A 12633-nucleotide genomic window follows, 5' to 3' on the forward strand; every position below is an offset into this window, starting at 1 on the left:
ACGTTATTCACACAACACCTTTGTGTGCCTTTGATTTGAGTGTAAATAGGCTCGGCTTATTTACACCATCCTGTGATGGGAATAAGAATATGAATGTTGAAGTTTTTTTCGGTGCTGCTTACTGCGCCGACTCTTGTCTGCCTGTGTTTCCGGTGAATGGCCTATTTGGTAAGCAAGGAGGCGGTTATGTCGCATAAGTCTCTGACCGCCTTTTTATTTGTTTCGGTATGCCTGATTTGGGGAACCACATGGCTTGCAATGGAAATAGCCGTTGCGAGTATTCCGCCTATTTTTGCTACCGGCCTGCGTTTTTTGATTGCAGCACCATTGCTGGTGTTATTGGCGATAAAGCTAAAACAGCCTTTGCTGTTTCCCAAAGGGAAGCAATTTTGGATGTTTGTTGTCGCCATATTCTATTTTGCGATTCCGTTTACCTTGATGATTTGTGGTGAGCAGTACATATCTTCGGGGCTCGCTTCGATCATCTTCGCCAATATGCCGATTGCGGTAATGATTACATCTAGCTTGTTTTTAGAGTTACGGCTGAGCAAGCTGCAGCTCTCGGGGCTATTGATTGCGGTGTTGAGCTTGGTGCTTATCTTAGCGACAGAAATGACCTTGGGCGGTAAAGATTACTTGCTTGGCTCATTGGCGCTAGGCGGGGCGGTCGCAATTCATGCCGTGATGTATGTCTTTGTTGAAAAGTATTGCCGTGCCATTCCTGTACTGACTTATAACGCGATACCTAGTTTCATCGCTTCGATGTGCTTGCTGTTGGCTTCAGCATGGCTTGAGCAGCCAGAGGTTTCTGCTTTCTCCACAGATTCGATGGTAGCGGTAGCTTATCTGGGTTTATTCGCGAGTGTGGGTGGGATAGTGGCATACTTTAAACTTGGACAAGTGTCGACGCCGTTTACCGCCTCTATTTGTTTTCTATTCTTCCCACTGATTGCACTGAGCCTTTCAAGTTGGGTTGCAGGAAACAGCTTTTCGATGACATCTTTGCTATTGATGATGCCACTACTGCTCGGTATTTTGATAACCAAAGCGCAGCCGTCCTTTTGGCTTAAGCTTCGTTTTTGGCGCGTAAAACAAGCGCCAGTGCTGTGTGCTCAATGCGCGAAACGGCTTAGCGTCTAGTTAGGATGTAGAGATAAAAAAGCCCCGCTTTTTATGGCGGGGCTTTTATTTCAATTGAACTGATTATTCAATGTTTTGGATCTGCTCACGCATTTGTTCAATCAGAACCTTAAGTTCAACACCAGATGCTGTGATATCAGTGCTGATTGACTTAGAAGCTAGCGTGTTCGACTCACGGTTAAACTCTTGCATCATAAAGTCTAGGCGGCGGCCACACGCGCCACCTTTTTTCAAGATGTTGGTTGCTTCTTTTACGTGCGAGTCTAGGCGATCTAGCTCTTCCGCCACGTCAGATTTTTGCGCTAGTAGGATCAGCTCTTGCTCTACACGTGATGCATCAAGTTCAATTTTCGCTTCTTCAAACTTCGAGAATAGACGCTCACGTTGCCACTCTAAAATTTCAGGCATACGAGCACGCACTTTCACTACTTCTTCAGTGATTGCATCCAAACGCTGCACGATCAGCGCTTTCATGTTCTCACCTTCACGGCCACGCGCTTCAATAAACTCGCTTACGGCTTCATCGAATGCACCAAGTAGATCTTTGTTCACTGCATCCATATCCTGCTCAGACGTTTCCATTACGCCCGGCCAGCTCATTACTTGGAATGGATTTAGGCGGCTTTCTTCGCCGGTCATCTGCATTACTTGGTTTGCAGCACTAATGACTTGCTGTGCTAGATTTTCGTTGATGCTTAACTCGCCTTTTGCCGCTGGGTTCGCTTCAAAGCGCAGTGCACATTCAACTTTACCGCGTGCTAGACGTTTACGAAAACGCTCACGTAGCACTGGCTCTAGGCCTCGGAACTGCTCTGGCAGGCGGAAGTAGGTTTCAAGGTAGCGTTGGTTAACACTACGAATTTCCCATACCGCGCTGCCCCAATCGCCTTTCACTTCTTTACGTGCGTAGGCTGTCATACTGTAGATCATCGAATTTTCCTGTTTAATCATCTTTGAAAATAACGCGGGGCAATAGTAGCACAGATCCCAGACAGATAGCTTTGATGAGCAAACTTCGCTATAATCCTGCTCCAACCAAAAACGTCTCCCCCTTCATATAAGGTAGATGCCCATGCGTCCAAACGATCGCAAGGCGGACCAAGTTCGCCCAATCAAAATTACTCGTAACTACACAGCTTATGCAGAAGGTTCTGTATTGGTTGAATTCGGCAATACAAAAGTACTTTGTAATGCGACCGTTGAAGAGAACGTTCCACGTTGGCTAAAAGGTCAAGGTAAGGGCTGGGTAACGGCTGAATATGGCATGCTGCCACGTTCAACCCATTCACGTATGCGTCGTGAAGCGGCAAGTGGTAAGCAAGGTGGCCGTACGATGGAAATCCAACGCCTGATTGCTCGTAGCTTACGTGCTGTGGTTGATCTAGAAGCGATGGGCGAAATCATGGTGACAGTTGACTGTGATGTAATCCAAGCAGACGGCGGTACGCGTACTGCGTCTATCTCTGGTGCAAGTGTTGCGATGGCTGATGCTTTCCAACACTTAGTAGAGAAAGGCAAGCTAAAAGCGAACCCAATGAAAGGCCACGTAGCAGCTGTTTCTGTGGGCATTCTAGGTGAAGACATCTTATGTGACCTTGAGTACACAGAAGATTCAGCAGCAGATACCGATATGAACGTAGTGATGACCGAAGACGGTCGAATGATCGAAGTTCAAGGCACAGCAGAGGGCGAACCGTTCACCCACGCCGAGCTGATGAAGTTGCTGGAGTCGGCGACCAAAGGTATTACCGAGATCGTAGCGGCGCAGAAGGCGGCGTTAGAAAATTGATTTTATTAGATAGCTTCCCCTAAAAAGGAAGCTATTTTTTTATCAAGATTTAGCCGAGGCTAAGTTTTGAACTGTTTATAAACCGTCTAGAAAACTAGACCTTTTATTTAGAGAGAAAGTAATGAAAGCATACCAGCGTGAATTTATTGAGTTTGCACTAGAGAAAGAAGTCCTAAAATTTGGCGAGTTTACTTTAAAGTCTGGCCGTAAGAGCCCGTACTTCTTTAACGCTGGTCTTTTCAATACTGGTCGTGACTTAGCGCGTCTAGGTCGTTTCTACGCAGCAGCGCTAGCAGATTCTGGCATTGAGTTCGACGTACTATTTGGTCCTGCGTACAAAGGTATCCCAATCGCGACAACTACAGCAGTGGCATTAGCGGATCACCATGATGTGGATACGCCTTACTGTTTCAACCGTAAAGAAGCAAAAGATCACGGTGAAGGTGGCAACCTAGTAGGTAGCGCATTGGAAGGCCGCATTATGCTGGTGGACGATGTTATCACTGCGGGTACGGCAATTCGTGAGTCGATGGAAATTATCCAGGCAAATGGTGCAGATCTAGCTGGTGTTTTGGTTGCAATTGACCGCCAAGAAAAAGGTAAAGGTGAGCTGTCTGCAATCCAAGAAGTTGAGCGTGACTTTGGTTGTGCAATCATCTCCATTGTTAGCCTGACTGATCTAGTAACTTTCCTAGAAGAGAAAGGTACTGACGCTGAGCATCTAGAGGCAGTGAAGGCGTACCGAGCTCAATACGGTATTTAATCGGTTTCAATACCAAGAAATGCAAAAAGGGCTGATGTGTGCACATCAGCCCTTTTTACTTATTCAAGATCACTTGTATCGAATGCCTTTCTCGATATTTTCATCGGCCATAGTCTTGTAACGCTTGTGGAGCCACATCCATTGCTCTGGGGCGCGAAGGATGACTTCTTCAACGTAAGTATTCATATACTTAGCGGCAGCCAGCTCATCTTTTTGCGGGTAATCAGTTTCTATAGAACGATCGGCGATGATCTCGTAGAAGCCTTCATTGTTACGAAACCCAGAACCGGGAACAATGGCACACTTACTTGTGTACGCCAAGATGCTCGTACCTGTGGTTGTACATGCGTCTTCAACAGCAAAGAAAGGGACAAAGACAGATTTATTCCGACCGTAGTCATGGTCTGGTAAATAGAAAAGTCGTTCGCCCTTACGCATTACTTTGATCATCTTTTTCACGTCTTTACGGTCAATCAATTTATTCCCGTTGTGGGTTCGCCCCCAGTATTGGATGAAGTTGTACGCTGGGTTGTTATGCGGGCGAAAAGCACCGTATCCTGCAAGCCCCATAACCGCAAAGGCCCTTGCGGTTATTTCTAAGTTAAGTGCATGAACACAACACAATAGAACGCCTTTGCCATTGGCATCGTGTTCTCTTAAAACTTGTACATCTTTTTCGATGATACGCCGTTTAAACCGCCACGTTGGCCAGAACCAGGTTATCCCAGTTTCGATCAGCGCCATGCCTGTGTTACGGAAATTCTCGCTGACAATCTCGGCCACCTCTTGCGGTGATTTCTCTGGGAACGCGAGTTCGAGGTTACGAGTAGCGACATGGACTCGCTTTTTACCAAAGCGCATACCAATTTCGCCAAGTTTACGACCGATAAGCTGCAATACTCGATACGGCAGAATATTTACGATGAGTGCGAGCAAGCCAAACCCTAGCCATACTCCCCAGTTTTTAGGGTGTAGCAGGGACAGCTTGAATTCTGGTTGTTCGTAATGGTTCGATTTACTCATAATTACTGTATTTGAGCACTTAATAGCGCCCAGTATTCGTCAAAGTTGGCCGTTGGCTGGTATTTAAAGTCTGAGCGTACAAAGCGGTTTAAGCTGCCTTCTACTTGCCCTAATAGCTGTGCTGCTAAAATGGTTTCATCAACTGGGAATGACTTTCCTTCGCGTAATTTGCGTTCACGTAAGATCTGGCGTAGTTGAGTTTCAATACGTTCAAACAATTGATTAATACGTTCACGCAGTCGCTCGTTTTCAAACATTAAGGCATGTCCGGAAAGGATACGTGTTAGGCCTGGGTTACGCTCAGAGAACGCAAGGATAAGCTGCAGCACAAGGCGAATGCGGTTTAACGTATCTTTTTCATCATCAAGTATGCGATTAATGCGCGACATTAAAGATTCTTCGATGAACTCAATTAAGCCTTCAAACATACGCGCTTTACTAGGAAAGTGTCGATAAAGTGCTGCTTCAGAAACCCCTACTTGTTTAGCCAGTTTTGCCGTCGTGATGCGTGAGGCACCGTCATTGGACTCTAGCATTTCAGCCAGTGCTTGTAAGATCTCTTCACGACGATTTGATTTTCTTGTGCCGGCCATGGCCTCTTCCTTTTTATTACAACATATTGAATAGACAGGTTACTGTTCGCTAAGCGGCTAGTTTAACGAACAGTGATTCGACTGCGTAGTATTTAATAATAAATGATTGAAGTTGGTGCTATATACGGTCGTTTATATGCATCATTATTGCTTTTGCAAGCTCGTTTTTTGATGCCAAAGGTAACTCAAGTTCACCTTGTTTGTCGTAGATAGTAATCGCATTGCTATTACTGTTAAAGCCTTGTCCCTCAACAGAAACATCATTTGCACAGATCATATCAAGATTCTTTCTTGCTAATTTACCACGCGCATACCGCTCTACATCTTGCGTTTCTGCTGCGAAGCCAACTGTAAATGGTCGGTTTTTTTGTAAGCTAGCAACGGATGCGACGATATCTGGATTCTTCACCATACTGATCGTCATTTGATCACTCTCGTCGGTTTTTTTGATTTTTTGATCGGCGACGATCTCAGGGCGGTAGTCTGCCACGGCCGCGCAGCTGATAAATACATTATGGGATGTGGCGTAGTCGAGCACTGACTTGTGCATTTCTATCGCGCTCTCAACATTCGTTCGAGAAACACCATCTGGTGTTGGTAGCGAAACTGGGCCGCTCACGAGAGTTACGTGTGCGCCAAGCTGTTTAGCAGCTGCGGCGAGAGCAAAGCCCATTTTCCCAGAGCTATGGTTGGTGATGTAACGTACAGGGTCGAGTGCTTCTCGCGTCGGCCCTGCCGAGATAAGAATGGATTTTCCTTCCAGAGGTTTGTCTTGAAATACCTGTCTATCTTGGAAGAATTGTTCGCTCAGTTCAACCAACTGCATTGGCTCTAGCATTCTACCTGGGCCTATATCGCCACATGCTTGCTCGCCCGCTGCTGGCCCCCAAATGTGCATACCTCGGCGCTCTATAGTGGCGATGTTTTCTTGAGTCGCTGTATTTAGATACATCTGTTGGTTCATTGCAGGGGAAACGGCCACAGGAGCGTCGGTAGCTAGGATTAGGGTCGAAAGTAAGTCGTTGCCCATTCCGGCCGCCATACGAGCGATTAAGTCTGCCGTAGCCGGCGCCAACAGTACTAAATCGGCCCATTTGGCGAGCTCGATGTGCCCCATTGATGCTTCTGCAGCAGGGTCTAATAAACTGTCAGCAACTGGATGGCCTGATACGGCTTGCATGGTGAGTGGGGTGATAAACTCTTTGGCAGCATTGGTCATGACGACACGAACTTCAGCGCCGCGCTCAATCAATCGACGTGTTAGCTCTGCACATTTGTATGCGGCGATACCACCACTGATCCCTAATAGGATCTTTTTGCCCGCTAGTGTTTGCATGTTGTTATTCCTTCAAATCTCTGCGGCTAAGATAGCATGGAGGCGAATCGCGTTGCTAGTCAACACGCCTTGCGTCTGCTCAGCGCTAGCCAATAGTGTTAGACACATCAATTTCAACACCAAGCCAAGTCATTCGAAGCTCCCGCTTAACGAAATGAGTTTAGCCCGCAAACTTCATAGGCTTGCTGATGAGTTGAAAAGGAGTTCACCATGAGTATCAAGTCACTGCCTAATGAATCTATGCCTAGAGAAAAATTACTGAGTCATGGCCCTTCATCGCTGACTAACGCGGAGTTATTAGCGATATTTTTACGAACCGGTACTCAGGGGATGAATGTCATTGAGCTATCTGACCGTTTGATTAAAGAGTTTGGCTCACTGCGTGAGTTATTTTCATCAAGTAAGAAGGAGTTCTGTAGTCACAAAGGGCTTGGAGAGGCGAAGTATGTCCAGTTGCAGGCGGTGTTAGAAATGACGCAGCGCTATTTAGCTGAAACGCTACAGCGAGGAGATGCGTTGACTAGCCCGGAACATACCAAGCTTTATCTTTCGAGCATATTGCGTGATCGTCAAAGGGAAGCATTCTATATCCTGTTTTTAGATAACCAACATCGTGTGATTCAAGATGAGATCCTGTTTGAGGGAACGATAGACGCTGCCAGCGTTTACCCCAGAGAGGTTGTAAAGCGGGCACTTCATCATAACTCAGCCGCCCTTATTTTAGCGCATAATCACCCTTCAGGCGTTGCTGAGCCTAGCCAAGCTGATAGACGAATTACTCGTCGATTGAGTGATGCGCTGGCCTTAGTGGATATCCGGGTGCTGGATCACTTCGTTGTGGGTGATGGTGAAGTGGTTTCCTTTGCGGAACGTGGATGGATTTGAATCACATTTTGGCTTGTTAGTTGCTAAAAATCTGTTATCATCCCGCCACTAAAATTATCAACCTTATTCAGCTTTGATTGCTTGAGCTTTAATTTTTTAAAGAAAAGTAGCCCTGCTTAAAAAAAGATCACGAAAACCTGTAAAAAGGATCTGTTCGGGTCTTGAGCAATGCGTGTCAAGTTAGTATAATGCGCGACCTTTGATAGCCTTGTATGGACTTTCCATAACGGTTTTCGACCTCAACTTCTTATAGATTGCGAGGTTCGGCCACCAAGGTTGATATCGAGCTGAAACGATTTGGAGAAGACATTCATGTCCCGAGTATGCCAAGTAACTGGTAAGCGTCCAGTAACGGGTAACAACCGTTCACACGCACGAAATGCTACTAAGCGTCGTTTTCTGCCGAACCTACAAACTCATCGTTTCTGGGTAGAGAGCGAAAAACGTTTTGTTAAACTACGTCTAACTGCTAAAGGCATGCGTATCATTGATAAGAAAGGCATCGATGCTGTTCTTGTTGATATCCGTGCACGTGGCGAAAACGTTTAAGAGGAATTAAGCAATGGCTAAAGGCATTCGTGAGAAAATTCGTCTAGTATCTTCTGCAGGTACTGGTCACTTCTACACAACTGACAAGAACAAGCGTAACATGCCAGGCAAATTCGAGATCAAAAAGTTTGATCCTGTAGTTCGCCAACACGTTATGTACAAAGAAGCGAAAATCAAGTAATTGATTGAACTCTTTGAAGCTTCTTGTTTAGAGAAGATTGCGTAAAACCCAGCTTTCGAGCTGGGTTTTTTGTTTTTGGTCTCAGGCTACTTCTCGCTGCTTACACTTCAATCCTTTATACTGAACTTATGACAACGAAAATGTAAAGGTTCTGAATTATGCGAGTTTCTCCTGCCAGACGCCGCCGCTGGAACAACATTCTTATGCTGGCTGTGATAGCGTTTATCGCAGTGCTCAACCTGCCTACGATCATTAAAACCTACTTGGTCGAAGAACCTCAAAGTACATTCCCGTATCTTATTAACCCGAATGCCGAGTTACAGGCGCTGCATTTTAGTGACTGGTCGTTAGAGAAAAATCAAAATCGCTGGCGTATATCTAAGCCGAGTAATATTGCCCCTGAAGAACTGGCTGCCAGATGGCAATCGCTGGTTGGAACCGAAGTCGACGAGCGAACGCAACAGTCGTTAGGTGCTGCACTTAGAGAACCTAAAACGATAGAAGTGTGGTATGCCGATCTTGAAGAGCCTCAAAGGATCACGCTTTATCAAACCCCACAGTTCTGGTTGCTGAAGAACTGGCAAGACAAATGGATAGCGGTATCGGTCGATGCAAGTTATCTTATTCCCACCTTTTAGAGATGACATAGAGAAACACTGTGCCTGAGTTACCTGAAGTTGAAGTCAGTAGAATGGGGATCACGCCTCATTTGAAAGGTGAAACCATTGAGCGCTTTACGTTTAGAACCGCCAAGCTTCGTTGGGATATCCCTCAAGAGCTTAAATTACTTGAAGGGCAGGTGATTCGTGATATTTCAAGGCGTGCAAAGTATCTGATCATCGAAACCGATGCCGGTGATGCGATTGTTCATTTAGGTATGTCTGGCTCATTGAGAGTATTGGACGCCGACTTTCCGGCCGCTAAACACGATCATGTGGATCTTAAGCTTTCCAACGGTAAGGTACTACGTTACAACGATCCTCGTCGTTTTGGTGCCTGGTTGTGGAAAGCAAGTGAAGAGAGCCATAAAGTCTTAGAGAATATGGGGCCAGAGCCGTTAACCATAGAGTTCAATGCTGACTACATAGCCGAAAAAGCCAAAGGGAAACGTGTTGCGGTGAAGCAGTTCATTATGGACAACAAGGTCGTCGTTGGCGTCGGCAACATTTACGCCAATGAATCACTGTTTAGTGCGCGAATTCATCCTACGCGAGCAGCAGGTAAGCTCACCAACAAAGAATGGAAACTACTGGTAGAAGAAATAAAGCAAGTACTTGATACTGCGATCAAACAAGGTGGAACAACGTTAAAAGATTTCGCTCAAGCCGACGGAAAGCCTGGCTACTTTGCTCAAGAATTACAGGTGTATGGTAAGGCTGGAGAAGCCTGTCCAAGCTGTGGTCAAGAAATTGAAGAGCAGAAAATTGGCCAACGAAACACTTTCTTCTGCTCTAGTTGTCAGCTTTAGTGGCTATCCCTTCCACAATTTAGTCGGCTTATAATCGCTTCCGAGCAACTTTAAGTGATAGAAGTTCGTTGCAAGATTCAAAGTCATATTTTTGATTTTGTTGACGATCTTCATTGTCGCAACAAAGTAATCCTTCTTACCTTGACGTTTGCGATTACCAATAACGGAAGGTTTGTTCCCGCCCCATAGACCGGATTGGCACACTCCAAAGATCGGCTGTTTGTGGATCCAAGCATTACGCAGGAACACATCAACAGGGTAATCAAAAGTTTTGCTGTGTTCGATAAATGCTTTGGCTGTTTTCGGTGAGATTGCGTATCCTGTCATACACTGCGGGATTTTTAAGTATTTTACCAATCGCTGATCACCATAGGTACGGACTTGGTAAAACATATCGTGGTTATCTGCGTTTTCTATCCGAATGTATCCACAATCATCAATGTGCTTTTCGGTTATCTCTAGTGTTTTGGTAAACATGTCCGCATCGATGTCAAAATCGTCTTCAAAAATGATGATCGGCTCATCAAGCTCGACGCACTTTTCCCACATCAGATAATGACTGGCATAACAGCCTGCTTCTCCGATAGCACCAGGGCGCCCCATGTTGAGTAGAAAGGCTCTTTCTCTAAACCTCTCTAGGAGAGGGTGCGTATCTACTCTGGCATCGACACCTATGAAAAAATCTACTTTTACGTCAGCACGTTCAAGCACTTCTTCTGTTGTCTTCTGTCTGTCTTCGCAACCGTTGAGAGTTATGCAGTATGCTTTCATTTTATCGTTAAATTTGCTCAAAATTAGAGTGCTCAACTTATCTATTCAAGTGACATGTGTCAAAGGGGTAAATCTGATATAATTTAAGGTTAGATTTGACATTCTACCATAAACAGTATGTCAACGTTATTTTGATGAGTGTATTGTCAATGAAGTTATTCTACTACATAAAACACGCCATATTAGCGCTTACCCCTCGCTATGTATTTAAAAAAAAGCTGAAAAAGCTCGAGCAGCAATATAGTGATAGAGGTAGCTATATCCAAAGCCGCGTTGATTATTATGTGAAAGATCTAAATCAATTTGAAAGTAGTAGGTTGAGTACCACGATCAACGATTATAAACGTAAAGGGTTTACATCCTATTACTTTGATCTTAAAGAGTTTTTATATTATTTTCCTAAGCATTATAAGCTCAGTTACTACTTTGGCGATGAGACTCATATTGAGTCAATTCCAACTTTATTCAAAGCGCGCCCTATTGCTGGTAATAACAACAATTCAGTGTTGTTTAAACTCGATAAGCGCCGCCACTTTCGATTTGTTGATGATAAGTTGAGCTTTGCGGAAAAAGAAGATAAAGCAGTATTTAGAGGGGCGGTGACGCAGCCTCACCGTATTCGTTTTATGGAGCAAATGTTTGGACACCCACTGGTTGATGCTGGGCAGTCAAATCCTTCAGAAACAAATCCAGAATGGAAAAAGGAATTTATGTCCGTTGAGGAACAACTCAGATATAAGTTTTTGATTTGTTTAGAGGGCAATGATGTTGCTTCCAATCTAAAATGGGCGATGTCATCTAACTCGGTTGTTGTGACACCAAAGATGAAGTTTGAAACATGGTATATGGAAGGAACTTTACTGCCAGGAGTCCATTATATCGAAGTAAAAGATGATTGGTCGGATTTTGAACAAAAAATCCAACACTATCTAGCTAACCCTAAAGAAGCGGAGCAGATTGTTCGCAATGCACATGAGTATTTAGAGCCGTTTAAAGATGAATCACTTGAGCAGCTAGTATGTGTAAAAGCTCTCCAAAAATACTTTAGATTATCTGGGCAGTTTCATTAAGAGCAAAACAAAATGAAAATTTTAGTTATTGGCCCGTCATGGGTTGGAGACATGGTGATGTCTCAAGGTTTGTATATCGAACTAAAAAAGAAAAACCCAGAAGCTCAAATTGATGTATTGGCTCCGGCGTGGTGTAAACCCATTCTTGAGAGAATGCCACAAGTTAATCAGGCACTTGAGATGCCGCTAGGGCATGGGCAGTTTGGTTTAAAGTCTCGGTATCAAATCGGTCAATCACTTCGACGCACCGAATATGATGTTGCTTACGTGCTGCCCAATTCAGCAAAATCAGCTTTAATTCCTTTCTTTGCCAAAATTCCTAAGCGGATTGGTTGGAAAGGAGAAATGCGTTATGGGTTACTTAATGATATTCGAACCAACAAGAAATCTTTTCAATATATGTTGGAGCGGTATGTTGCTTTAGCACACTCAAAAACAAGCATGACAGGAAGTGGCTGCTTGGGTGAGTTATCAACGTTACCTTATCCAGCACTTAATGTACTGGAGTCAACTCAAACTGATGCGATGAGCCAATTCGGCCTTAACAAAGGTAGGCCTATTTTAGGTTTATGTCCGGGAGCAGAGTTTGGGCCGGCCAAACGTTGGCCTGATAATCACTTTGCTTATGTCGCTACGGAAATGATCCAAAAAGGCTATCAAGTATGGTTGTTCGGTTCTGCAAAAGATAAAGAAGTTACGACTCAAATTATCGAGCAGGTGCCTGAAGATAAGCAACAATACTGCTTTGATCTAGCTGGTGATACGAGCTTAATTCAAGCAATAGACTTGATTGGGGCGTGTAAGACTGTTGTAAGCAATGACTCTGGACTGATGCATGTGGCTGCAGCTGTTGGTTGTAATGTGGTTGCTGTTTATGGCTCCAGTTCCCCTAAATACACGCCACCGCTTACTAAAAAATTGGCCGTATTAAATACTGATATCGATTGTCGCCCTTGTTTTCAGCGGACTTGTCCAAAGCAGCATATGAACTGTTTAGTTGAACTGATGCCAGAAAGAGTAGTGTCAGCAATTGAAGGGTTTGATGCATTAAAAGTCGAGTAGGAT

The 12633-nt window shown here is 44.6% G+C and carries 15 protein-coding genes; 10 read left to right on the plus strand and 5 right to left on the minus strand.

Features of this window, described 5'->3' with window-relative positions; translation table 11 throughout:
• Window positions 1-186 precede the first annotated feature (186 nt).
• Window positions 187-1140 carry a DMT family transporter gene (locus ACXABW_RS00665; RefSeq protein WP_457523512.1) on the plus strand — a complete coding sequence of 318 codons (954 nt, stop codon included), beginning with the start codon at window positions 187-189 and terminating at the stop codon, window positions 1138-1140.
• A gap of 63 nt (window positions 1141-1203) precedes the next feature.
• Here the strand turns inward: ACXABW_RS00665 and ACXABW_RS00670 are convergent, their stop codons facing one another.
• Window positions 1204-2070 (minus strand): YicC/YloC family endoribonuclease, encoded by an 867-nt coding sequence (locus ACXABW_RS00670; RefSeq protein WP_457523513.1) that lies wholly within the window; start codon window positions 2068-2070, stop codon window positions 1204-1206.
• A 142-nt stretch (window positions 2071-2212) separates the two neighbouring features.
• Here ACXABW_RS00670 and rph point away from each other — a divergent pair, with 142 nt between their 5' ends.
• A complete protein-coding gene (rph, locus tag ACXABW_RS00675) occupies window positions 2213-2929 on the plus strand; it encodes a ribonuclease PH (protein WP_004410877.1) in 717 nt (238 codons plus the stop codon).
• Between the two features lie 121 nt (window positions 2930-3050).
• Entirely contained in the window at window positions 3051-3692 is a 642-nt protein-coding gene (gene pyrE, locus ACXABW_RS00680) for an orotate phosphoribosyltransferase (RefSeq protein WP_252028999.1), read from the plus strand.
• Window positions 3693-3761: 69 nt separating this feature from the next.
• On the opposite strand, the gene ACXABW_RS00685 is transcribed toward pyrE, so the two are convergent.
• The 3 genes from ACXABW_RS00685 to coaBC all read right to left on the minus strand — a co-directional run bounded on the left by ACXABW_RS00685 (window position 3762) and on the right by coaBC (window position 6644).
• Window positions 3762-4715, minus strand: coding sequence for a Kdo(2)-lipid IV(A) acyltransferase (locus ACXABW_RS00685; protein ID WP_457523515.1), 954 nt, complete (start codon window positions 4713-4715; stop codon window positions 3762-3764).
• Between the two features lie 2 nt (window positions 4716-4717).
• On the minus strand, window positions 4718-5308 hold the full coding sequence (slmA, locus tag ACXABW_RS00690; protein ID WP_252029001.1) for a nucleoid occlusion factor SlmA: 591 nt from the start codon (window positions 5306-5308) through the stop codon (window positions 4718-4720).
• A gap of 118 nt (window positions 5309-5426) precedes the next feature.
• The gene (gene coaBC, locus ACXABW_RS00695) at window positions 5427-6644 is read right to left on the minus strand and encodes a bifunctional phosphopantothenoylcysteine decarboxylase/phosphopantothenate--cysteine ligase CoaBC (RefSeq protein WP_457523516.1); all 1218 of its coding nucleotides are present in this window, start codon (window positions 6642-6644) and stop codon (window positions 5427-5429) included.
• Window positions 6645-6854: 210 nt separating this feature from the next.
• On the opposite strand from coaBC, the gene radC reads away from it, so the two are divergent.
• The 5 genes from radC to mutM all read left to right on the plus strand — a co-directional run bounded on the left by radC (window position 6855) and on the right by mutM (window position 9727).
• Window positions 6855-7529, plus strand: coding sequence for a RadC family protein (gene radC, locus ACXABW_RS00700; protein ID WP_252029003.1), 675 nt, complete (start codon window positions 6855-6857; stop codon window positions 7527-7529).
• Between the two features lie 312 nt (window positions 7530-7841).
• Window positions 7842-8078 carry a 50S ribosomal protein L28 gene (gene rpmB, locus ACXABW_RS00705; protein ID WP_004728407.1) on the plus strand — a complete coding sequence of 79 codons (237 nt, stop codon included), beginning with the start codon at window positions 7842-7844 and terminating at the stop codon, window positions 8076-8078.
• A gap of 13 nt (window positions 8079-8091) precedes the next feature.
• On the plus strand, window positions 8092-8259 hold the full coding sequence (gene rpmG / locus ACXABW_RS00710; RefSeq protein ID WP_002535344.1) for a 50S ribosomal protein L33: 168 nt from the start codon (window positions 8092-8094) through the stop codon (window positions 8257-8259).
• A gap of 158 nt (window positions 8260-8417) precedes the next feature.
• A complete protein-coding gene (locus ACXABW_RS00715) occupies window positions 8418-8897 on the plus strand; it encodes a hypothetical protein (protein WP_252029004.1) in 480 nt (159 codons plus the stop codon).
• A 20-nt stretch (window positions 8898-8917) separates the two neighbouring features.
• On the plus strand, window positions 8918-9727 hold the full coding sequence (mutM, locus tag ACXABW_RS00720) for a bifunctional DNA-formamidopyrimidine glycosylase/DNA-(apurinic or apyrimidinic site) lyase (protein WP_457523517.1): 810 nt from the start codon (window positions 8918-8920) through the stop codon (window positions 9725-9727).
• A gap of 3 nt (window positions 9728-9730) precedes the next feature.
• Here mutM and ACXABW_RS00725 read toward each other — a convergent pair whose 3' ends face one another.
• Window positions 9731-10498 carry a glycosyltransferase family 25 protein gene (locus ACXABW_RS00725; protein ID WP_457524926.1) on the minus strand — a complete coding sequence of 256 codons (768 nt, stop codon included), beginning with the start codon at window positions 10496-10498 and terminating at the stop codon, window positions 9731-9733.
• Window positions 10499-10647: 149 nt separating this feature from the next.
• On the opposite strand from ACXABW_RS00725, the gene ACXABW_RS00730 reads away from it, so the two are divergent.
• Window positions 10648-11568, plus strand: a complete 921-nt coding sequence (locus ACXABW_RS00730) for a glycosyl transferase family 90 (protein ID WP_457523519.1) — start codon at window positions 10648-10650, stop codon at window positions 11566-11568.
• Window positions 11569-11580: 12 nt separating this feature from the next.
• Entirely contained in the window at window positions 11581-12630 is a 1050-nt protein-coding gene (gene waaF / locus ACXABW_RS00735) for a lipopolysaccharide heptosyltransferase II (RefSeq protein WP_457523520.1), read from the plus strand.
• Window positions 12631-12633 lie beyond the last annotated feature (3 nt).

The sequence above is a fragment of the Vibrio paucivorans genome (assembly GCF_054053395.1).